Origin of the sequence: Shewanella abyssi (genome assembly GCF_023284025.1) — a bacterium.
GTDB classification, from domain to species: domain Bacteria; phylum Pseudomonadota; class Gammaproteobacteria; order Enterobacterales; family Shewanellaceae; genus Shewanella; species Shewanella abyssi.
On sequence record NZ_JAKIKR010000010.1, the window covers coordinates 55,189 to 76,927 of the forward strand.

22 protein-coding genes are annotated in these 21,739 nt (G+C 44.9%); 15 read left to right on the plus strand and 7 right to left on the minus strand.

Translation table 11 applies throughout. From position 1 onward, the window contains the following. Positions 1–20 precede the first annotated feature (20 nt). A complete protein-coding gene (locus L2755_RS06695; RefSeq protein ID WP_248979961.1) occupies positions 21–1,505 on the minus strand; it encodes a Na+/H+ antiporter NhaC family protein in 1,485 nt (494 codons plus the stop codon). A 180-nt stretch (positions 1,506–1,685) separates the two neighbouring features. On the opposite strand from L2755_RS06695, the gene zapB reads away from it, so the two are divergent. Then, on the plus strand, positions 1,686–1,889 hold the full coding sequence (gene zapB, locus L2755_RS06700) for a cell division protein ZapB (protein ID WP_248979960.1): 204 nt from the start codon (positions 1,686–1,688) through the stop codon (positions 1,887–1,889). Positions 1,890–2,120: 231 nt separating this feature from the next. Here zapB and L2755_RS06705 read toward each other — a convergent pair whose 3' ends face one another. The 6 genes from L2755_RS06705 to L2755_RS06730 form a co-directional block, all read right to left on the minus strand. Then, positions 2,121–2,333 (minus strand): DUF1107 domain-containing protein, encoded by a 213-nt coding sequence (locus L2755_RS06705; RefSeq protein WP_248979959.1) that lies wholly within the window; start codon positions 2,331–2,333, stop codon positions 2,121–2,123. A gap of 348 nt (positions 2,334–2,681) precedes the next feature. Next, on the minus strand, positions 2,682–3,293 hold the full coding sequence (locus L2755_RS06710; protein ID WP_248979958.1) for a thiol:disulfide interchange protein DsbA/DsbL: 612 nt from the start codon (positions 3,291–3,293) through the stop codon (positions 2,682–2,684). A gap of 122 nt (positions 3,294–3,415) precedes the next feature. Continuing rightward, a complete protein-coding gene (locus tag L2755_RS06715; protein WP_248979957.1) occupies positions 3,416–4,450 on the minus strand; it encodes a serine/threonine protein kinase in 1,035 nt (344 codons plus the stop codon). 47 nt (positions 4,451–4,497) lie between these two features. Next, entirely contained in the window at positions 4,498–4,803 is a 306-nt protein-coding gene (locus tag L2755_RS06720) for a DUF3630 family protein (protein ID WP_248979956.1), read from the minus strand. Positions 4,804–4,863: 60 nt separating this feature from the next. After that, on the minus strand, positions 4,864–5,157 hold the full coding sequence (locus tag L2755_RS06725) for a hypothetical protein (protein WP_248979955.1): 294 nt from the start codon (positions 5,155–5,157) through the stop codon (positions 4,864–4,866). A 110-nt stretch (positions 5,158–5,267) separates the two neighbouring features. Further along, positions 5,268–6,035, minus strand: coding sequence for a hypothetical protein (locus L2755_RS06730; RefSeq protein ID WP_248979954.1), 768 nt, complete (start codon positions 6,033–6,035; stop codon positions 5,268–5,270). A 351-nt stretch (positions 6,036–6,386) separates the two neighbouring features. Here L2755_RS06730 and L2755_RS06735 point away from each other — a divergent pair, with 351 nt between their 5' ends. The 14 genes from L2755_RS06735 (at position 6,387) to L2755_RS06800 (ending at position 21,734) form a co-directional block, all read left to right on the plus strand. After that, complete coding sequence (locus L2755_RS06735; protein ID WP_248979953.1) at positions 6,387–6,782, plus strand: nitrous oxide-stimulated promoter family protein; 396 nt, start codon at positions 6,387–6,389, stop codon at positions 6,780–6,782. Between the two features lie 215 nt (positions 6,783–6,997). Then, complete coding sequence (locus L2755_RS06740) at positions 6,998–8,215, plus strand: PP2C family protein-serine/threonine phosphatase (RefSeq protein ID WP_248979952.1); 1,218 nt, start codon at positions 6,998–7,000, stop codon at positions 8,213–8,215. 12 nt (positions 8,216–8,227) lie between these two features. Continuing rightward, on the plus strand, positions 8,228–8,560 hold the full coding sequence (locus L2755_RS06745) for an STAS domain-containing protein (RefSeq protein ID WP_248979951.1): 333 nt from the start codon (positions 8,228–8,230) through the stop codon (positions 8,558–8,560). A gap of 13 nt (positions 8,561–8,573) precedes the next feature. Continuing rightward, the gene (locus L2755_RS06750; RefSeq protein ID WP_248979950.1) at positions 8,574–9,767 is read left to right on the plus strand and encodes a nucleotidyltransferase family protein; all 1,194 of its coding nucleotides are present in this window, start codon (positions 8,574–8,576) and stop codon (positions 9,765–9,767) included. A 9-nt stretch (positions 9,768–9,776) separates the two neighbouring features. After that, positions 9,777–10,226, plus strand: coding sequence for an ATP-binding protein (locus L2755_RS06755; protein ID WP_248979949.1), 450 nt, complete (start codon positions 9,777–9,779; stop codon positions 10,224–10,226). Positions 10,227–10,322: 96 nt separating this feature from the next. After that, positions 10,323–12,182, plus strand: coding sequence for a glycosyltransferase family 2 protein (locus L2755_RS06760; RefSeq protein WP_248979948.1), 1,860 nt, complete (start codon positions 10,323–10,325; stop codon positions 12,180–12,182). Continuing rightward, positions 12,169–13,503, plus strand: coding sequence for a DUF3131 domain-containing protein (locus L2755_RS06765; protein WP_248979947.1), 1,335 nt, complete (start codon positions 12,169–12,171; stop codon positions 13,501–13,503). The genes L2755_RS06760 and L2755_RS06765 overlap by 14 nt, the downstream gene beginning before the upstream one ends. Before the next feature lie 10 nt (positions 13,504–13,513). Next, positions 13,514–14,908, plus strand: coding sequence for a DUF3131 domain-containing protein (locus tag L2755_RS06770; protein ID WP_248979946.1), 1,395 nt, complete (start codon positions 13,514–13,516; stop codon positions 14,906–14,908). Then, positions 14,878–16,320: a DUF3131 domain-containing protein gene (locus L2755_RS06775; RefSeq protein ID WP_248979945.1), complete on the plus strand. Its 1,443-nt coding sequence runs from the start codon at positions 14,878–14,880 to the stop codon at positions 16,318–16,320. The genes L2755_RS06770 and L2755_RS06775 overlap by 31 nt, the downstream gene beginning before the upstream one ends. Next, complete coding sequence (locus L2755_RS06780; RefSeq protein WP_248979944.1) at positions 16,310–17,293, plus strand: hypothetical protein; 984 nt, start codon at positions 16,310–16,312, stop codon at positions 17,291–17,293. Before L2755_RS06775 ends, L2755_RS06780 begins: the two co-directional genes overlap by 11 nt. 190 nt (positions 17,294–17,483) lie before the next feature. Next, a complete protein-coding gene (locus L2755_RS06785; protein ID WP_248979943.1) occupies positions 17,484–18,761 on the plus strand; it encodes a glycosyltransferase in 1,278 nt (425 codons plus the stop codon). A gap of 109 nt (positions 18,762–18,870) precedes the next feature. Beyond that, on the plus strand, positions 18,871–19,197 hold the full coding sequence (locus tag L2755_RS06790; protein WP_248979942.1) for an Hpt domain-containing protein: 327 nt from the start codon (positions 18,871–18,873) through the stop codon (positions 19,195–19,197). A gap of 20 nt (positions 19,198–19,217) precedes the next feature. Next, entirely contained in the window at positions 19,218–20,678 is a 1,461-nt protein-coding gene (locus L2755_RS06795; protein ID WP_248979941.1) for a DUF3131 domain-containing protein, read from the plus strand. A gap of 54 nt (positions 20,679–20,732) precedes the next feature. Then, positions 20,733–21,734, plus strand: a complete 1,002-nt coding sequence (locus tag L2755_RS06800; protein WP_248979940.1) for a hypothetical protein — start codon at positions 20,733–20,735, stop codon at positions 21,732–21,734. The last annotated feature ends 5 nt before the right edge of the window (positions 21,735–21,739 follow it).

Here is a 21,739-nt window from a genome sequence, read left to right on the forward strand (position 1 = left end):
AAGCTTTCAGCACTTCAAGATTACGCCTTAACGGTAAAGTTAGCCTCATAAGTGCTGAGCTTATGATACAAGCCAAGCAGCGTTGCGGCGCTAATCAATACCACTAACCAACTCCATATAGCGGCAATGCCGAGGTTAATTAACTGAAAACCGATAAGCGCACTTAATGCCGCGATCATTGCAAAGGGAAGCTGAGTCACCACATGTGCATGGGGTTCACAACCTGAACTGGTCGCGCTAATGACACTGGTGTCAGATATCGGAGAGCAGTGGTCGCCAAATACAGAGCCTGCCATCACCGCACTTAACACCGGCAGCAATAACACGATATCCACTGCAGCGGCGATTTCAGCACCGATGGGGATCATTATCGCGAACGTACCCCAGCTTGAGCCAGTGGTGAATGCCATCACAGCGCATAGAATAAATATGCCAGCGACGAGCAAATTGCTTGAGATAAATTGCTCCGCCCAACCTGCCAATAACTTGGACACGCCTAAATCAGCAATCACCGCGCCAATCATCCAGGTAAATAGCAGAATCGATATCGCAAAACTAATGATCTTAATGCCGACAAATATGTCAACCACGAGCTGAAAAGCTGTTCGCCCGGAAAGCTTCAACATCAATACCGCGATAGTCGTCGCTAAAATACACGCATCGCGCATGGCGGCGCCAATATCTGCCGAGGTGATCCACTGAGTAATATCAGCTGATTGAGAGTTAGCCGCCCCCGACCATAACGTAAAGCCCACGGACGCAACCAACAGGCTCGCCATAGGAACTCCTAATAACCATGGGTTACCCGCTTCAACTTCGGTAATATCTTGTTCAGTTACCCCGGTGTAGGTAAAACCGATGCCAAACCAGGCAACCAATAGCGACAATATAATCACTGTAATAGCATAAAAATTGAGTTTTGCGATTTCAATAAAAGATTCCAGCGGTGAGAGAGGCAATAGTGTGATGCTGGCTAAAATAGCCATAACATAGGGGCCCCAACTGGAAAATGGCAGTAATGCACACAAGGGGGAGGCATTGGAATCGACGAGATAAGCGATCTGCTCCTTGCTCATATTATATCGCTGGCTGAGTGGCTGGCATACATGACCCACTGCGAGGCAGCTAAAGATCCCATCAATAAACACCATCCAACCCAACACCACCACGCCCACTCGCGCTTGCCGACCGCTTTGAATGCGATGATATAACCAATCAGCAAATGATTTCACCGCCCCACCTCTGGCAAGCAGTTGTGTCATCACGCCCAGCAGTACCATCGCAGCCAGCACGTTAAGATGCCAAGCTTGCCACTGACCATTAGCGTAAAATTGCATCCAAGCTTTTGACGATAAGTACACAGCCGTATTAACTGGATTAAATTCGCTGATAATAAGTGCGCCAGAGATAATACCGGCCCCTAAGGCAACAAGCGTACGTCGCAAAACTAGAGCTAACACTAAGGTTAACACCAACGGAGTAAGCATTAAGATATTGGCCCACATGCCTGTAATTCCTGTAGAAATAAAGGGAAGAATACTAACGACTTAGTAATAAGTACAAAAAAAGGCCAATCTCACAACTATTATCATAAGATTTTAGTCAATTTAGCATAATTAACTATTCACTAAGACCCCCTCGCTGCTAGAATCGGAGCTATCATCATGCTACCAAAGGGACTCGCCATGAGCCTTGAACTATTGTCAAAATTGGAAACAAAAATCCAAGCTGCGCTTGAAACGATTGAGCTACTTAAAATGGAGCTTGAAGAAGAGAAACAGTCGAGCAGCAGTTTGACAGAACAAAACCAACAGTTACAACAAGAATTGAATTCTTGGAACGAAAAAGTAACCGGTTTGGTTGGCTTGCTTAACGAAGAGGTTGGCTAACCTTTTTAGGTGAGTTTACGTAATCGTTATTTTTGCAGCTGTGTCGCTAAATATGCTCACATAGCGACACCTGCGAAAATGATTACTAGCCATAAAGTGGATCTGAGCAATTAAGCTCAGCCTTTCGATATATCCTATGGAGCTGCGAGCATCCGCTTTGATGTTCCAAATCGACTACTCGCGATAAAACCATGCTGCGATGTTACCGATGGCCAATGCATAAGGCCGTTATTATGCCATCTGCATGTCACTATTTTGCGTCTCAATTAACTCATTGAGTTCCAATATAGCTTGCTTAACTTTTGGTAAGCTCTTCCTTGGTAATAAGAATCGCCCTTTATCAAATTCAATTCGACCTAGGTCTTTTACCCAGATCACCCCAGTTAAAAAGATACGCGCGTGTTTAACGATTAGCTTTGGTGCATAGACAGGAAAAACTCTCACAAGACCTCCCGACAACTTTTTGTATGTTGTTATATGTTCTAGTTGGACAGATGTTTTACCATGAAGGTTTCATCAGATCGAAAATAAATTGTAAAAATTTTAATCTGATTTAAGTAAACTGTAATTTCTTTCCCCAAATCAAATATCTAATACCGACCAGCATAAAAATGTCGCTTGCCAATTTTTTGACACCCTGTTACCGTTTAGGGGTTACTCAGGGTAACGTTGAGCTTTTTAGCTCCGTAGCCGTGTTTCTTGCGACCAAGAAGCACGGTTTTTTTATGGCTGCGATTTGCCGCAGGCACAAAAAAGGAGCCCTCAGGCTCCTCAATACTCGCGAGGACGCATTTACTTCATTGTGGTGAGGTAATATGCGATATCAAGTAGTTCGTCGTATGACTTGATTGCACCGGTTTCTACACGGTACTTACCATTAACGACTAGTGCTGGTACGCCAGAAATCTTGGCATTCTGAGTAGCACGCTTCATTTTCGACATTTGCGCGTTCACCATGAATGAGTTTGCCGCTGCATCGAATGCTTTCCCATCTACGCCATTGGCCACAAAAATAGCTTTTACATCATCACGATTAGTAAAATGCTGCTTCTTGTCGTGAATGGCTGAGAAAATGGCAGTTTCCATTTTCCCATCCACTTTTAGCTGATGTGCCACGGCAAAAGCACGAGACATTTCCACGCCCATGTTGCCATTGATGAAATCAACGTGGTTTTGTTTGAAAACAACCCCTTCAGGTAAGCTAGCCTTAATTTTAGGCACTTCTGATTTTGCAAAGGTGTAGCAATGTGGACAATAGAAAGAGAAAAACTCGGTAATTTCAGGCTTTGCAGTTGCAGGGCCTTCATTAACAACGGTGTAATGAACACCCTCTTTGTAATCTGCTGCCATTGCAGCCATAGGCGCGACTAAAAATGCTAATGCGACCAATAATGTTTTTTTCATGTGAATTCCTTGGTGATGCTTAATGCATCTTGAATTATTTTCAGGATAATTTAATGCCATTTTGAGTCGAGCTCAAGTGCATAAGTTCATTTTTTTGTTACAAGATGAGAGTTATCACAAACTTAATATTGTGGCATCAGACTTAAGGGTGGCTCATCTAGTGCGGCCAACTGCTCTTTGAAAGCTAAGATTTGCTGTTCCCAGTATTTATCTTCCGCAAACCATGGGAAATTCATAGGAAACGCCGGGTCAGCCCAGCGACGGCTTAACCATGCATTGTAATGTAACATCCGCATCGCTCTTAAAGGCTCTATGAGCTGTAACTCTCGGGTATCGAACTCACAAAACTCTTCGTAAGACTCCAGTAGCACTTCGAGTTGCAAAGTCTGCTGCTGCCTATCACCTGCTAGCATCATCCAAATATCTTGTACCGCGGGCCCCATTTTCGCGTCATCTAAATCGACAAAGCCTGGGCCGTCAGGTGTCCACAATATATTGCTTGGGTGCAGATCACCATGGAGCCGAATGTTAGCGTATTTCTTTGGCTGCCACATCGCGCTAGATTTCTCTAGGATTTGCTCAACCACGGTAAAATAGGGTAATGCTAGGCTTCTTGGGATGTGACCGGACTCTTTTAGCCACTTAAGTGAGTCATCACCCAGTAACTGCGGTGACATCGTATCGCGATAGGCAAAATCTGCCTGTTTCGAGAACTGGTGAATACGACCAATAAAACGACCAACTGACTCTAACTGCTCGAGGTTATCAACTTCAAATGCTCGACCGCCAATAGAGGGAAATAGCGCAAACCTAAAGCCTTTATATTCGTGCAGGGATCGCCCATCAACAATAACAGGGGTGGCAATTGGTACCTCTTCCTCCACCAGCGCCGCAGAAAAGTCATGCTCCTCTTGGATCTGTTGATCTGACCAGCGCTCAGGCCGGTAAAACTTCACCACATAACGCTGACCGCTATCACAACGGAATTGATAGACTCGGTTTTCGTAACTATTGAGTGCCAGCAAGCCCGTTTCAGGGTAGATGCCTAACGTTTCAATGGCGGTCAATATAAGATCCGGTGTCAACGCTTGATAATGAAATGCTGAATCTTCATCTGCGGTGACTATCGCGGTCTTAATGGGCTCTATTCTATTCATTTATTCATGCTCTAGCTAAAGGTGACTAGGTGTAACTCATGCTGATGCTATATTTGTGATGCTAAGTAGGGCTTCATCAGCTCGGCTAAATAGACCAGCACATCGAACTCGTCTTCTTTCTCAGTGGAAAGCCAACATATGTCGCCATAAAACTCATAATGCAGTTGCAAGTGGGCGCCTTCAAACTCCAATAACCATTGATGCCTATCGGCTCCCCATTGTCTTTCTACCACTGTGCAATCTATCGCTTGTGCAAATGCTTCTGCAAAGTCGGCAAACAGTTCAAAATCAATATCAGCTTGCACCGACAAGCTCAAGGTTTCACGCTCTAACTTAATAGCATTTAGTTTCATCTAGCTGACGCTCACGACTCTGTTATATTGGAACGACCTGTGACAGTCATCGACAGCCAGTTATTGGGCAGATGATACTAGGTTTTGACAAACCAGTGCTGTTTCATCGGCAACACATAGATGGCCGCAGACATATTCTGCATTGTTATCGCCACTCAAGCGCAATAAGCCTTTGCCTTTAGCATGGCATTGTTCAACCGATGCATAGTAACCACTGATAAACTCACCAGATTGCTCGACACTCGGCTTTGCTGCCGCGTTGGGATAATAGAGTAGTGTCCACTCGGGTGAATCTGTGCACGCTGTTAAACCAAGAGATAATAATGAAATGAAACAGACTAGACGGAGTTTCATGCTAAGGGTCCTCTAAATAAAAAAGGCGAACAAATGTTCGCCTTTTAGTAAGCTACTCAGCTTATTCTACACCGCTTCAACAGCGGAGTATGAACTTTACTGCTATCACTTTATTTATTTGCTTTTGCTTTAGCCTTTTCTATGCGGGTAATACGACCTTCAAAGCCTGTCACGGTACCATCACTTACACCGTGTTTAATGGCTGTTTTGCATATCTCGATAGCAGCATCAAACTCAGCATTATCGTTAAGTAAAGTCGACATATGCATTAGGCCAACCCCTTTGACTTCAGTCTCAGGGCTATCGGCTTTAGTTTCAGCGGCATAAACGGTAAAAAATGCCGTATAACGCTTAGACAAGCTCGCACCATACGTTACATAATCAGCTTGTTTACGCTGCTTATAACACTCAGCAACTGCCACAGACATGGCCGTATATTGCGCCGCGGTATCTGTTGCTGCAGTGGTGTCAGCAATGGCCTGGGTTAACTTGGCATTCGCCCAAGCTAAATCAACCTCTGGCTCTGGCTCTGGCTCTGGCTCTGGCTCTGGCTCTGGCTCTGGCTCTGGCTCTGGCTCTGGCTCTGGCTCTGGCTCTGGCTCTGGCTCTGGCTCTGGCTCTGGCTCTGGCTCTGGCATGATTTCAACAACCTCACCTTCAATATCAAGCTTTTTATCAAAGCTCACCCCTTCATCTGACGGGCTCGATATCTCACCCATCGTATCTGGAGTCACGTCTTTTACTTCTGCCTCAACCGCTTCACTCGCGGCTTGTTCATCTTGAGCTCTTTTATCATTTTCTTCATTTGCTAGTCGCTGAGTACGCTTATAGAGATAAACGCCTATGATAACGAGCAAAATAATGGCAATTACTTTCATTATGTTCCACCAGTGGTTAGCCAGAGACTCAAAATGTGAGTCTTTTTATGCATTAAAAAAACGCGCGAAAATAGAACGTTATTATTAATGCATTCTCTCTCATAAAATCAAGTATTTATATCTCATTTTTAACCGGGTATCAAAAATAGTGCACTATATCGGCTAAATTTAGCCAAAATGCACCTTATTAGCGAACATTCAGTCTATTTTGATTAAAATGGCTAACCGAGAACTAAACTGCATTTAAAAGCACTATTTTGTGCGCACCTTCAAATTTTCAAACATGAATTTTGTTTGTCACGCTGTAGACTTTTATGATGTCAATAACCCAGTAGCTCACTAAGGTATACCATGGCTTTCGAACAACTTTTAAAGGGCAAATTGCTTAGGGAGTTTAGAACCCTCTTTGCTATGGTGGAAATATACTGCAAAGCACACCATGAAAGCGCTACTGATGGCTTGTGCCAAGATTGCCAAGATTTCACTGAGTATGCTCATATCCGATTAGATAGATGCCCTTACGGACAAGATAAGCCCACTTGCAATAAATGCCCGGTGCATTGTTATAAACCCCATATGAAAGCCAAAACTAGAGAAATAATGATCTATGCAGGCCCGAGAATGATGCTGCCTCATCCCATTATGGCAATAAGACATCTTCTATCAGAACGTAAAGACACCCCAGGAAAACCACCAGCGGGATGTTCAAATCGGCACCTAAGGATCAAAGCAAGCATTAAAGATTAAGGTTTATTCGAACATCCAAGTTAACGATTCAGTATAACTACAGCGCTATACTCGCCTAATTTTAAATAGAAAAAACAATAGCTCGCACGATTACTTTAAATAGTATCGTGCGCTTTCTTGTTGTATCTGAATTTCACGTCTAGACTTTTGGGAAGTAAATGGATTTATTTGAACAGCAGCGCATTTAAAGATGTCGCTCGTTGGGAACTATCAGCATGGAGGCTGCCGCTTTGACTAAAGAGATCCTACTCGTAGAAGACAACAAAGTCATGTTGATGATGATGTCACAGATGTTATCTTCCCGTGGATACCGAGTCGTGACCGCTAAACATGGTTTAGACGCGTTAACCCAACTAGACTCGCACCCTGATATTCAATTCGTGCTCAGTGATTGGATGATGCCAGAATTAAACGGTATCGAACTCTGCTATCAACTAAAATCCGCCGAATATAACCGCTACATATTTTTCGTATTGCTCTCGGGTCGTGATGATAAAGAATCCATTGTTGAAGGTATTAACGCCGGCGCCGACGACTTCGTTGCAAAAGATACTAATATCAATGAACTGGATGCAAGGATCAAAGCTGGGTTTAGAACATTAGAGCTGCACAATCAACTCGTTGCCAAGAACATCGAACTCGATTGTGCTTATGCGACCATTAAACAAGATTTAGAATCCGCCAGTGAGCTCATTCAACGCATGCTACCTAACCAAACCCGTTTTAAGGGCGTTGAAATTAACTATACCCATATTCCTAGCGCACAGATTGGCGGCGATATGCTTGGCTGTATGCAGTTAGACGAAGAGCATATTGCAATTTACCTGTTTGACGTGGCGGGTCACGGCGTCGCCTCAGCCTTAATGTCGTTCTCTATTCAACAAAGCATCAGTTCAAATTCCGGTACCGCCTCGAATGTAAAACGTAAAAAAGATACCGACCCTTTTTATAGCCTTATCGAACCCAGCGAAGTGATTGCGCACCTCAATCAAAGCTACATAAGCCAAGACCAAAATAACCTTTACTTCACTATGGTGTATGCCGTTTTAAATACCAAAAGCGGCTTACTCACCTACTCATTTGCAGGACATCCACCAATGATCTGGCTACAAAAATCAGAAAGTCACTGTGAATTTATCGCACAGGACAGCTTTGTTGCTGGCATGTTCGACTTTGCTGAATACCAAACAGAGCAAGTACAGCTTAAGCCTAATGATAGGGTTTTCCTCTATTCAGATGGCATAACAGAAGCGGAAGACCAACAAAAAAACCAGTACTCAGAGGTTGGACTAAAACAACTCGTTCTAGCGCTGAGTAATCAGCCCGGCGATACGCAGACCGACACCATAGTTTCAACAGTTAGCGCATGGTGTGGCGCGGCGCAATTTGATGATGACATAAGCCTCCTTGTCCTTGAATGGCAAGGTGAATAAAGAGGAAATATTATGCAATTTGATATTATTGAGAAAGGCCAATACACCATAGTTCAAGTTAACGAAGGCAGATTTGACGCAAAGCTGGCTCCGGCATTTAGAGAGCAGCTAGAGCAAATCAAAGGCAATGTTCGCACGCACTTAGTGCTTGATTTGGGTGAAGTTCGCTTTATGGATAGCAGTGGTCTAGGGGCTGTAATGGGCGCCTACAAGATGCTGCGCAACACCAAAATTAGCATTGTTAACCCGCAAAAACCAGTCACCGATCTTCTCAAGCTAACGCGTATGGACAAGCTCATTTTGAGCCACCCAACAATTGAAGATGCTCTGGCTCCAACCGCTTAAAGAGGTAGATGTTATGAAAGGAATGATTCTAGCCGCAGGGAAAGGCACTCGTATTAAGCCGATATCTTACGCGATCCCAAAGCCGATGGTACCAATATTGGGTAAACCGGTAATGGAGTCAATGATCCAATTATTCGCTAAAAATGGCATAGATAAAATAGTGATCAATACCAGTCACCTAGCCGAAATCATCGAAAATTACTTTGGCGATGGTCACCATTTCAATGTGCAGTTGTCCTATTCATATGAAGCAAAAGAGGTCGCTGGAAAATTTGTCAGTCAAGCGCTCGGATCTGCTGGCGGCATGCGAAAAGTACAAGATTTCTCAGGTTTTTTTGATGAAACATTTGTCGTTGTATGTGGCGATGCATGGATTGATCTCGATCTTAAGCAAGCCGTCGCTCAGCATAAAAGCCACGGTGGTCTGGCAACGATTATCACCCGTGAAGTGCCCTCATCAGAGGTCTGTAAATACGGTGTGGTTGTTACCGACAAATATGAACAGGTGGTTAGCTTCCAAGAAAAGCCACTGGAGTCAGAGGCACTATCTAACAAGATCAATACTGGGATCTATATCTTCGAGCCTGCTATTTTTGATTTTATCCCTAAAGATGTCGAGTTCGATATCGGCAGCGACCTGTTCCCTCTTCTTGTGGAAAGAAAAGCACATTTTTATGCGGTGAACATGGACTTTCAGTGGCTAGATGTCGGTAAAGTCAAAGATGTTTGGGAGGTGACTAGCGATATTTTAAACGGGAAAGTGAAGGGTTACCCGATTCCTGGCACACAGCTCTCACCGGGTGTTTGGGTGGGCATTAATACTCAAATCGATATCTCTAAATGTAAAATTACCCCTCCGGTAATTATAAGCAGTGGCTGCGAGATCCAAAACGGTGCAACCATTATCGGCCCAGCTGTTGTCGGTGCTAACTGTAGAGTTGATGCCAAAAGCTTAGTCAGCAACACCCTAATTTGTGATTACATTCATTTGGCTGATGACGCCTACATTGCCAATAAAACCATGTTTGGTGATTACCTGCTAGGCCACGACGGCTATACCCAACTGCTGGCCGATTGCCAATACGTACACATTCTTAAAAATCGTAACGTTTCTAGACCCTTGACGGGTAGAGCGAGCATTAACGAAATTTACAGCACTCTGCAGTCACCAAAGGCAGACCCAACGCCGCTACAGCAAATTAAATAGGGCTAACTTATGGATGTGAGCACAGGGACGTTTCACAAACAATACCTTAGTAGCTTAGAGGCATCCAGAGAGGTCGCTGAAGATATTGTGCCCTACTGGAATAGCCTAGGACTTGATGAGTCGATAGTCGGGCAGATGGAGCTTTGCTTAGTTGAAGTCGTTAACAATGTTTTTGAGCATGCCTATGGCAACAGGGACGGTGACAAGTTCGAAGCAACATCGTACCTGAGTAGCGCCAACGTTCTTATCGTCGAGATATCGGATTTTGGTCAATCCATGTCTAATGATGTGCTTGAAGACTTACTCAGCACTGATTTTGTTGAACCGGTAGCGGATGATCCAGAAACCTGGCTACAAAGCCGAAGGGGATTGAAGATCATTCAACAGTTATCCGACAAATTGGAATATTTTTCGCACCAAAATCGCAATACATTAAGGCTAGAGCGTAGCGCCAGCTAACCAAGTAAACAATAACCGTTTAGTCGACAGAGCCCGACTCAATGCTGCTAGGAAGATGGATATGTGCCTTACCAATAAGTGCACGGAGATAAGAAAATGGATTTTTACTTCAATGAGTTTGAGAAACGCACTCCACCTCAACCTGCAAGCTACAGTCCTTCGCGGGAGTTGCTATATCAATATTTGGCGACGTGTAACATTGCACTAGGAGTATGGTACTTGGTTTGGCGTTGGGGCTTTGCGCTCAACTACGATGCAATGTGGTTTTCACTGCCTTTGGCCTTTGCCGAATCTTGCGCCTTTGTTGGTTCCGTCCTATTTGCCTTCAATTTATGGAAAACGGCAGATGAGCCTATCAAAAGCCCACCAGCCACCATTAATGAGTGCATAAATGATCCGCTGGACGATAGGCCTATCGGGGTCGACATCATGTTTCCCACTTATGACGAGGAGCCGGAACTCGTCGCTCTGAGTATTAGAGATGCGCTAAAGGTTCGTTATCCTCATGAGATAGAGATGAGGATCTTTATACTCGATGACGGCAGACGCCCCGAAATGGCGCAACTAGCCGCCGACATGGGAGTTGAATATATCACTCGCGATAATAACGTCGGCTACAAAGCGGGGAATTTACGTAATGCGTTAGAGCAGACCTATGGCGACTTTATCGTTATTTGTGATGCAGATACTCGCCCCTTCCCTAGTATCTTAGAAAATACCTTAGGTTACTTTAAAGATCCAGATGTGGCTTGGGTACAAACACCACAGTGGTTTTTTGACCTGCCCGCCGGTGAACGGCTCCCTGCGTGGCTAAAGAAACGCTTAGGCACACCAGTAGGCTGGCTTGGTAGCGCGTTTGAAAAAATCTACGGCCCAGTGACGTTAGGCCGCGACCCCTATGCAAATGATCCACAAATGTTCTATGACGTCATTCAGCGCCGTCGTAATTGGGCCAATGCGTCATTTTGCTGCGGAGCAGGCTCGATACACCGCCGAGAAGCGGTAATGGAAGCGGCGTTACGCAGCTATAGCAAGCAGATCAGCCAAGAGCATGAAGCAGTAGAAAAGCAGATCCGCAAACTCACAAAAGAGAAGAGGGTCGATAACGATATATCCACTAACTTACGCCAAGAGATCATCTTCGATACTGAGTTTACCCCCTACAAATTCCACGTTTCAGAAGATATCTATACCTCACTCATTCTGCACGGTGATACCGAGCGCGAGTGGCGCTCAATTCAGCATACGCAAGTAGAAAGTAAAATGCTGTCACCACAAGATCTGCAGAGCTGGACGGTACAACGCTTTAAGTACTCAGGTGGTGCAATTGACATCTTTATGAATGACAATCCACTGTTAAAAAAAGGCATGAACCTGAAGCAAAAGCTCATGTATGGCGCCAGTTTTTGGTCAAATCTATCGGCTATTTGGAATATTATCTTCCTTGCTTGCCCTATTGTGTATTTTCTTACCAGTATTGCTCCCGTTAGCGCCTATGACACCACGTTTTATATGCACTTCTTACCCTTTGTGATCACTGCCGAACTAGCCATGATGGTCGGTACTTGGGGGGTCGCTGGCTACGCAGGCAAAACCAATTTCCTCTCTTTCTTTCCGGTCAACTTACGGGCCTTATGGACCGTACTGCGCGGTAAGAAAATTAGCTTCCCGACCACCCCAAAAAATCGACAACAAGGCTTTTTCCTCCACCTAGTTGCTCCGCAAATCGCTGTTTTTTTATTGAGTTTCGCTAGTATGATTTTTGCTTGGTACGCCTACAGCAGCCACTCATTTGGTAATTATTCACTTGGCGGTTTAATTCTCAATAGTTTTTGGACCATTAATAACATGATGGCCATGTGGGGCATGATCGCCGCAGCATGCTGGTCCCCCCCAACAGACGATGTATCCACCACGATAGAAACAACCAAGGAGTTGGATTATGGAATCGAGTAGTTCATTCGTTAAAGCCCGTCACCACATTGTATTCTTAGCGGGGCTGTTTACTGCTTTAGCCGTTGCTTTCAGCATCGAAACTCGTGAATACAATCAGGTAATGGGCAATCTTTCATTTGCTCCAGCAGAGCCTATTCCCTTTCGAAAGACTCGAGTCTTAACCGACCAAGAGTTTCAGTGGGCAAAAACTGCTTGGCAGTACTTTGAAAACAACTATCAAGATAACACCGGTTTGGTGAACTCTGTAGATGGTTATCCCTCAACGACGATGTGGGATACCGCCTCCTATCTTATGGCGCTCATTTCTGCCCATAGGCTCAATGTGATTAGTTTTGATGAGTTCAACCTCAAGATAGAAAAGGCATTAGTGACCCTATCCCGCTTACCGCTAGTTAAAGACCAATTACCCAATAAAGCCTACAACACTCAAACTTTACAGATGGTGGACTACACCAATAAACCTGTCAAAGATGAAAACGGCATTGGTTGGTCAGCTATCGATATCGGTCGAATTCTGGTGCCGATGAACATTTTAGTTTGGCAATATCCCAAGTTTAACAAACAGGTCAACAGCGTTCTGCAGCACTGGCAGGTGGGCGTAATGACTAAAGATGGTTATTTATTTGGCTCCAGACCCGCGAAATCAGGTACCGGTCTTGAGCTAGTACAAGAGGGGCGTATTGGTTACGAAGAGTATGCAGCAAAAGCACTCAGCTTGATGGGGCGGGATGTGTTCAATGCGTTAAAGTACGCTGACTATTTGAAACTGATTACGATTGACGGTATTGAGGTGCCAACCGATAGCCGCGACCCAGCCAAGTATCACGCGCATAATTACGTGGTCAGTGAATCATACATTCTCGATAGCATCGAATTTGGCGCTGATAGTGTGTCCAAAATTTTTGCTTTTCGTGTTTATAAGGCTCAGGAACAGCGCTATAAACGCTCTGGCATTATCACCGCCGTCAGCGAGGATCATATCGACCAAGCCCCCTACTTTGTTTACAACACTGTGTTCTCTGATGGTAAAGAATGGAACACCATCACAGATACTGGCGCAGATGCCTCTGAGTTTAAAACCCTTTCAACCAAAGCCGCCTTCGGCTGGTACGCCCTATATGACACCGCTTATGCCGACGTACTGATAGCGGGTGTCGATGAACTGTATTCCGACAGTAAAGGCTGGTACTCAGGTGTATATGAGACAACCGGCAAAGCCAATAAAGCCACTACCGCCAATACCAACGGTATTGTTTTAGAGTCGCTGGCTTACATTCAAAATGGCGCCTTACTTAATGTCGGTGTAGAAGAACAACTATAGAGGGATGCGTATGCAACTTACTTTAGTCATATGCTTAGCTCTACTGCTTGTTGCGTGTGGTAATAGCTATCAAGGCTTTTCGAACGATATTGTCGAACGTCATACACATTGGGAGGTTCCCAAACCACGCTCAGGAGACCTTACTGAGCAAGAGATGGAAATGGCGACGATCGCTTGGCAGTACTTCGTCAATAACTATCAAGAGTCAACCGGACTCGTTAATGCCGTAAATGATTACCCCTCTGTTACTTGGTGGGACGCCTCATCCTATTTAGCCGGCATGGTCAGCGCGCTAGAGTTTGGCATTATCGAAAAAGAGGAGTTTGATCGCCGTTTTATTCGTTTTATCGCCACATTAAACACCATTGACCTGTTTATGGGTGAGCTACCCAACAAGGCATATAACACCCAAAATGCGGCCAAGGTGGATTATGCAAACCAACCCGGTGAAATTGGCTATTCCGCATTGGATTTGGGCCGATTGCTCATTTGGCTGCATATTATTAAACATCGATTCCCTCAATTTGGCAGCGCCATTGACTCTGCCGTACTGCGGTGGAATTTCTGTAACGTTGTCGATGAAACCGGCACCATGTTTGGCGCCCTTCTGGAACCCGGTAAGCCAGTTCAATACCTACAAGAGGGCCGATTGGGTTATGAAGAGTATGCCGCCAAAGGATTTGAACTTTGGGGATTTAATACTAAACAAGCACTAATGCCTGAGCCCTACGCCACCATTAATATGTATGGTTACGACATTCCCTATGACACTCGCGATCCGCGCAGGCTCAAAGCTCATAGCTACGTCGTCACCGAAAGTTATGTGCTCGATGGTATTGAGTTCGGTTGGGACGTCACTGCGGACCATAGTGCACACGACAACAATTACAGCCATGCTTGGGTGGCTGAATTTGCACTGCAGATCTATCGAGTGCAAGAAAAACGCTATCAAGAAACTGGCATCATCACCGCCAGAACCGAGCATCAACTCGACGGGGCACCCTACTTCGTCTACGACACCATTTACACCGATGGTTTTGCTTGGAATACAATTTCTGAGGTCGGCGCTTTTTTACCGCAATACTCCGCCGTGGCGATCAAGGGGGCGATGGGGATGTGGGTACTGTGGGACACCGAATATACCGATCTTCTTTTTGACCACGTGAGCCATATTTACGACCGAGAAAAAGGCTTTTATGAGGGCATATTTGAGAATGGTACCGGACTGATTAATACATTCACCTCAAACAACAACGGTATTTTGCTCGAAATCTTACTGTATAAAAAACAGGGTAAGTTACTACAGTATCAAGCGACTACCGCACCTAGCCTTTGGGAGAAAGCACTACAAAGCCCATTTGGATATGAAGGGCAATGCTTACCGAGAAAGACTGCAGCAAACTAATTCAGCTTTCTGACTGGAGTCATATGCTACGACAATGTGTTCTGCTGTTATTGCTGTTTTGCCTTCAAGCTTGTGGTCTTGTCTACCAGGGAGTGCAGTCTGGCGTATCTGGCGTTAATGGATCTCAGTTCATAAGGCAAGGTAGACACGGTGAGTTAACCGAAAAAGAGCTTAGCTGGGCAAACACCGCATGGCAGTATTTCGCCAATAATACTCAGCTATCCTCAGGCCTAGTTAACTCCATAGACAATTATCCAACGATGGATATGACCTCACTGGCCGATTACCTTATCGCTCTGCAAGCGGCGCTGCAGTTCGAGTTAATCTCAACCAAAGCCCATGACGAACGACTCACTATGGTGATAGATTTTCTGGTCAAAATGCCTTTAACACGTCAAGGAGTGCCAAATAAAGTCTACTCCACCCACTCTGGCAGCATGGTTAACTACGCCAATCAAGCTGCGGAATTAGGTTGGTCTGCAATTGATATTGGTAGACTACTGATTGCATTAGCCATTACAAAACAACACAACCCTGAGTTTTCTGAATATATCGATAAAGCAGTTCTCCGTTGGAATTTTTGCGCCCTAGTCTCAGAGAAAGGCGAGCTGTATGGCGGCAATATCAGTAATGGACAGGTTAATAGCTATAAAGAGGGACGCTTAGGTATCGAGGAATATGCTGCATATGGTTATTTAGATTGGCAGATAATCCCTAAAAAATCCATGACACTCGAGCCTTATGAAGTGGCGACCATTAATGGAATCGACCTGCTTTTTGATGGCCGAGATCCGCGCTATTTTGATGTACTAAGGCCGGTTTTTAGCACCCCTTATCTATGGTTGGGGCTTGAATTTAACTGGGATGATATCGACGATCTACATTCGCTGGACGCACAACATACCAATGTGCCGTTAGCAGCAATGGCAGATTCCATCTATCAAGTACAGCAGAGTCGCTGGGATATTGAACGGATCTACACCGCGAGAGCGGAACATGTGGTCTCCGGCGAACCCTATTTCGTTTATGACGCTATCTATGCTTTAGGCACCCCTTGGATCACCGTCGCAGAAGATGGCAGTAGCCACGACCAGCTTGCTCTTATCTCTACCCGAGTCGCTTTTCAAATGTGGGCGCTATGGAAAACCGACTACACCGAACGCCTAATAACACTGGTGCAAGAGCTATATCATCCACAACGAGGTTGGTATGAAGGGCGCTATGAAGTATCAAGTGCCTATGAAAAAAGCATCACTTTAAAAACGAATGCGGGTGTGCTAGAAGCTTTGCTCTACAAGGTCAACGGCAAACTTTATCAAGCCAAAGAAAACAAGGAATATCGTGATGTACGCTTTAACTCACGTTTCAATCATCCCGGTAAATGTTTAGTGGAGACGTTCGATGAGTCATAAATATCGATTTATACTAGCCTTATCTCTTATGCTGTTATCAGCAGGCAAGCCTGCATTTGCAGAAGCGCTGAACCTTGAATTGCGACCCTTTAGCAAAGGCAACTACCTACTTGCAAAAGGTCGCTATCCACAAGCAGCTACCCATTGGCATAAGTTAAGTGCTGTACTGCTCAGTAATCCCAACAAAGTGTCTCGACAAGAGATGTGGCAGTCGGCTGGACTGGCTGCATCACTGGCGGCTATTGCAGCAGATAAGGCAGAGGACCCGATAGCGTACCAATATTGGTCTGACAGCACTCGTTACCTCTTAACTGGGGGGACTAATTGGTCGCAAATACAGCAACAACTACATCAACGTTTGGAAACTGCGAACACTCAGCTATCGGTGGCAATGCAGGTTAGTGATGTTACCAGTGCTATAGACGAGAACCTCGATATTGAACTGACGGCACTGCAATTGTGGCAAGAGAAACTAAACTTTTTCTCCTTCACCACCCCCAAACTAGGCCTCAACCGCTATGACGCAAACATCGATTACAGGGTAGACCAACCTACCCAGACCTACACTCCCAGCACAGTGCAATCACAGCAACCAACTTCGGGTAAGAAGCTCTCCGGCTACGACGCTAATTTCTCCCACTCACCCTCTTTTGCCCCAACAGCACAATCTACGGCACCCGCTAAAGTGCAATTAGAAAAGGAAGCTGAAAATAAAGTCATTAATGCTTCTGACGCGGCGCTTGCTTCTGCAGCTCAGTCTCAGGCAAAGGAGAGCAAAAGTACCGATGTAAACCTGCCGACTGAAGCGCCACAAGCGACCAATCTACTGGGCAAGGGGGGTATTAATCAAGCCCAAGAGATAAAAGTAGAGTCGCTGCAAAAACGGCAAATAGAACCTATTTCAGTCACCGAAAAACCTAAGAATGCAGACAAGATTGATCCCAAAGAAAATGACATAGAACCACCGTATTAAGCTTTTAAAAATAGATAGATAACTGAGCGACAGAGGCCACCAACTTAGTCATACCTAAATAGCCGTAAACTGAGAGGAATATCACCTTGCTGTTTTGCACATTTATTACTACATTTTAGACATGCCCAATGTTGATGCAGTGTCAATATTACTGGCGCTCAGGATGAGCTAATCAATGAAAGGATTCATTATGAAAATGCACCAAGAAGATCTCCAACAAATTTATCGCGCGGCTAGCAACCAATTTGATTTAACTGAATCTTCGCATCAAATCAGCCTACTTGAGCTCGCAGACTCTTTATTGGATCTAAAACACACCTCTCCAGCGCAACTTGCCTCATTGGCACAAAGAGAGGATTGCCCTCTTGCCTTTAAATTAGCCGTTAAGCTGGTGCAATCACGCAAATACTTGCGACAAATAACCACACCTATCTCCATTGGCGTTGTCTTTGCTATGTGGGGAGAACATCATCGCTTGCTAGAAAAGAGCGCCGCCAATATCAATGGCGAAAACTCACTGCTAACCAAGGTGACTCAACTTCAATGGGCATGCAAGGGGACTAAAGTGGACTGGCATTTGTATCCCGTTGACGATGGCTGCCCCCACAGCAGTTTCGATATTGCCAACCGCATTGCCGATAGAAGCTCACAGCCCGAAAAAATATCTGTGCTCGACCTAAAAGATGGGATCAGTGCAAAACAGGGGCCTTTAGCCAAGCTCAATGATGTTGATGACTCCAGAAAAGGCGGCGCTATCATTCATGGTTGTATGCAAGCCCTCTCTGACGGTGTTGATGCCGTTATTTATACCGACGCTGATAACTCTGTTCATATGGGGCAACTGGGGCTCATATTGGCCCCCTTTGTGGCAAACCATGCTCAAGTCGTGCTGGGAAATCGTAAAGATCCACTCTCTATTTTAGTCAAACAAGAGCAGCGCTGGGGGATCGGTATTAAGACCCTCAGACACATGCAAAGAATGGTCGGTTCAGCTGTTTTTTCAAAGGGAATTCACGATACTCAGGCCGCTTACAAACTCTTCAGTCGCGATGCACTACAGCATATTCTCGCTAAACCGAGCGTATTTGACTTTTCATTCGATACCGATTGGATCTTAGCTGCCATGCAACATCAACAGAGCATTGCCAGCGTGCCTTTCGCCTTTATTGATTCCGCTGCCGAATCAGCCTCAATAACCCAAGGGCCAATGAGTACTTGGTTAACATTATTACAAGGCCTAGTTAAAGCGCTACGAGCCAGAGAAGCTGATTACAACAAAGAGATGGCGCAGTTAATTGATAAAGAAATACAAACCGCTGAAGATTTAGAGCGCATTATTAATTTGCTCCCAGATGAACTTGTGCATGCAAAAGACGCTGAGCTCGGTGATATACAACTTATGAGCCCTAAAGCACTGGCAACTTGGTTAACCAAGGTTAAAGCAGAGCAACTCACTGCAACCGCCTAATAAGCTAATTCAATAAACACATACCGTATACACGCCAATATTTGCACCGCTGTCGCCCCACATTGAGTACCTGGCGTCAGCAAACAGATAAAGAGCAAAGGATGTAAAAATGATAGAAGTTAACGAATTAAGGGCACTGTGTGGCGATGATGACTCCATGGTGAAAATGTTGCTCACCATTTACTTAGAAGAGTATGGCGAAAGTGATAGCATCATCCAACATCGCTTTTCCAGTGACGATGTCAATGGCTTGTTTCAGATATCCCATGAGCTTAAAGGCATGTTCGGTAATTTATGCGCCAAAGAAGCTATGACATTAGCCCAAGCGGTAGAAGCTAGCTCCCAAGCCGGCTCTTTACCAAATCAAACGGCTATCAATGATCTTTGCGGCAAAATAAAAGAGATTAATCAGCAAATAGAAGGGATTTTGCAATAGGCCGCCTATTGCAAAAAACCATGTTAGATAAGAGCACACTCTATATCGCGCTGTGCTCTTTCGCTACGGTAGCGAGTCAATTTGCGTGGGGAAATAGCACCCAGAATGACGCTGCAATACAAATACAGCCCGAGCAACAGCAGTCACAATCGCAGTTAAATCCCCCCGAACCACAAAGGGTGTCAAGAGTGATATTGGGCTCTGATACCTCGACTCAAACTGCTATCAAATTTCAACGTAGAGCGGTGATCCCGCAAAGTATGAGTCTCCCCGTAGCACAAGAGACTGCTCCTCAATATTCAGATACACCTAGGGTGCTTGCCGATGAAGTAATGAAAAAAGTTGCCACAGCAATACCGGTTGCTCTAACTCGCTACGAGAAGTTACTGATAAGCAAAGCACAGCGATACATCGATAAGAACTGGAACGAAAGCACTGGGCTCATCGATTCCGTTCAAGGGTATACGCACGCCACCATGTGGGACATTGCCAGTGGTATCGCTGCCATTATGGCTTTGGAGGCGTTGGAAGTCAGTAACCAACAAGTCACCGATCTAAGACTAGGGAAATTACTTTCAACCCTATATGAATTGCCACTTTACAAAGGCAAGCTCCCCAATAGACAGTACAATACCGTAACAGGACAGCCCTCTGGTCGGTTTAGTCAAACCTCGTCCCACGGTAATGGATGGTCAGCTTTAGATCTGGGTAGGCTCTATATTTGGTTAGCGATTGTCGCAAAAAAAAAGCCTCACCTCGCAGCCAATATTGAGCTCATCAAGAAAAAGTGGCAGCTTAGTACTGCGGTTCATAAAAAAACATTATATGGCACTAAGCTAACGTCTAAAAAAGAGTACTTTCGCCAGGAAGGGCGACTGGGTTACCTGCAATATGCAGCAACGGGTTACCGCCTGATGAACCTAGATGTGGATAATGCATTTATGTGTAATCAGCTAGATAAAGTGACGCTTGATAACGTTTCCCTACAAATTGACCCTCGTAATCTACCTTTTCTAACCCTAGATCCTTTTCTGCTCTACACCATTGAGATCAGCAATGACGCCTCTTGCTGGAATCAGCTAAATAAACTCTACCAACTGCATGAAGCCCAATACAACCTCAATAACAGGTTAACCGCCTACGCTGAAGATTCGCTGAGTAAGTCCCCTTGGTTTTTATATAACAACATCTATTACCAGGGCAAAGCTTGGCATAGCGTTTCTCATTCAGGTAAGCCTCTTGGCGAATCGCAAACCTTCAGCAATAAAGCCGCTTTTGCTCTGAGTGTTATCTATCACAGCGAGTACAGCCAAAGCTTAGCGACACAGGTGATAACGAATAGTGCTCGGCATACAGAGATCCCCACAGGACTTTACCGCAATGGAAAAGCAAACACCGCCTATAACATAAACACTAACTCACTGATCTTGGTCAGTCTCTGGTATAAAACTCGCAATAGACGGGCCATTTTTGAAGAGTGAAAAATTAGTAATACTCACGCATAATAATAGATAGTTTTGTTAGGGATGACTCATTTGAGAAAGCACCACGGATGGACAATCAACACCACCTTATGGGTAATAACCCTAAGCAGTGCAGTGGCAGATTGCCAGGCAAATGAGCACCAAACCGAGATGGCAAAACACGCGCCCAGAACAGCAGAGGCAACCCTAATCAATCAAGCTGCCGCCAAAGAAACAGAGTCAAAAACAGCAGTGGATCTCATCTGGAAGGGTGCTACCAGCTCATTTATGCTGCCATTTGAAAGCTGGGACTCCGATACTCCTTGGTACAAACGCTGGAGCGCCAGTGTCAGTATTGGCTACCCTTTGGTCGATACAGCTGCCGTTCTACCCGCAAATGCCACCACAGGCCCAAGTAATCAAAACCTAACAGCAAGCTTGTCACTTAAGTATTCGATTATCGGAAATTGGTTTATCTCGGCAACCGCATATCACTATTTTGATAAAGAGCTTCAGCAAGCGTGGAACCCCGATTTTACCTATGTATTTGGTTACAGTGATTGGCATCCGTATACATTTAGCCTGCTCTACTCCAATTACGGCGGTAACCGTTTCTCTCCCGAGCCTAGTGGTAAACATACAGAGTTTTCACAGGGAACATGGGCATTAGGGTGGAAATTCCCAATAAACAAACCTTTTGTCGATTGGTTTTCTTTTACTGATGAAGGTGCAGTTGGTTGTCAATTTGATTATAACTACACACCTGAATACTTCGATTTAGCGAGTATCGAATATAAGAGCAGTCACCAAACAATAAGCTTAGGATGCAAATACTCGATCATCGGCAATTGGTATGTCAACGCAACTGCCTTTTACTATTTAGACAGTAGCCAGAAGCAGCCGTGGAACCCTGATTTCACTTACGGATTTGGTTACTTTGATTGGCATCCAGGAACAATAACCATTCAATATAACAACTACTCTGGCAACCGCTGGAATAGTGCCGATAGAGGGCCCGATACAGGTCGATTTAAGGATGGCTCCTTGAGTATCAGCTATTCATTCAACTTCTAACATTT

Excerpts from the sequence above, each read along its gene's own strand:
- L2755_RS06735 (WP_248979953.1), top strand. The coding sequence starts at position 6,387 with ATGGCTTTCGAACAACTTTTAAAGGGCAAATTGCTTAGGGAGTTTAGA.
- L2755_RS06740 (WP_248979952.1), top strand. The coding sequence starts at position 6,998 with ATGGAGGCTGCCGCTTTGACTAAAGAGATCCTACTCGTAGAAGACAAC.
- L2755_RS06710 (WP_248979958.1), bottom strand. The coding sequence starts at position 3,293 with ATGAAAAAAACATTATTGGTCGCATTAGCATTTTTAGTCGCGCCTATG.
- L2755_RS06770 (WP_248979946.1), top strand. The coding sequence starts at position 13,514 with ATGCAACTTACTTTAGTCATATGCTTAGCTCTACTGCTTGTTGCGTGT.
- L2755_RS06765 (WP_248979947.1), top strand. The coding sequence starts at position 12,169 with ATGGAATCGAGTAGTTCATTCGTTAAAGCCCGTCACCACATTGTATTC.
- L2755_RS06775 (WP_248979945.1), top strand. The coding sequence starts at position 14,878 with ATGCTTACCGAGAAAGACTGCAGCAAACTAATTCAGCTTTCTGACTGG.
- L2755_RS06785 (WP_248979943.1), top strand. The coding sequence starts at position 17,484 with ATGAAAATGCACCAAGAAGATCTCCAACAAATTTATCGCGCGGCTAGC.
- L2755_RS06730 (WP_248979954.1), bottom strand. The coding sequence starts at position 6,035 with ATGAAAGTAATTGCCATTATTTTGCTCGTTATCATAGGCGTTTATCTC.
- L2755_RS06720 (WP_248979956.1), bottom strand. The coding sequence starts at position 4,803 with ATGAAACTAAATGCTATTAAGTTAGAGCGTGAAACCTTGAGCTTGTCG.
- L2755_RS06780 (WP_248979944.1), top strand. The coding sequence starts at position 16,310 with ATGAGTCATAAATATCGATTTATACTAGCCTTATCTCTTATGCTGTTA.
- L2755_RS06760 (WP_248979948.1), top strand. The coding sequence starts at position 10,323 with ATGGATTTTTACTTCAATGAGTTTGAGAAACGCACTCCACCTCAACCT.
- L2755_RS06755 (WP_248979949.1), top strand. The coding sequence starts at position 9,777 with ATGGATGTGAGCACAGGGACGTTTCACAAACAATACCTTAGTAGCTTA.
- L2755_RS06745 (WP_248979951.1), top strand. The coding sequence starts at position 8,228 with ATGCAATTTGATATTATTGAGAAAGGCCAATACACCATAGTTCAAGTT.
- L2755_RS06725 (WP_248979955.1), bottom strand. The coding sequence starts at position 5,157 with ATGAAACTCCGTCTAGTCTGTTTCATTTCATTATTATCTCTTGGTTTA.
- L2755_RS06715 (WP_248979957.1), bottom strand. The coding sequence starts at position 4,450 with ATGAATAGAATAGAGCCCATTAAGACCGCGATAGTCACCGCAGATGAA.
- zapB (WP_248979960.1), top strand. The coding sequence starts at position 1,686 with ATGAGCCTTGAACTATTGTCAAAATTGGAAACAAAAATCCAAGCTGCG.
- L2755_RS06795 (WP_248979941.1), top strand. The coding sequence starts at position 19,218 with ATGTTAGATAAGAGCACACTCTATATCGCGCTGTGCTCTTTCGCTACG.
- L2755_RS06790 (WP_248979942.1), top strand. The coding sequence starts at position 18,871 with ATGATAGAAGTTAACGAATTAAGGGCACTGTGTGGCGATGATGACTCC.
- L2755_RS06695 (WP_248979961.1), bottom strand. The coding sequence starts at position 1,505 with ATGTGGGCCAATATCTTAATGCTTACTCCGTTGGTGTTAACCTTAGTG.
- L2755_RS06750 (WP_248979950.1), top strand. The coding sequence starts at position 8,574 with ATGAAAGGAATGATTCTAGCCGCAGGGAAAGGCACTCGTATTAAGCCG.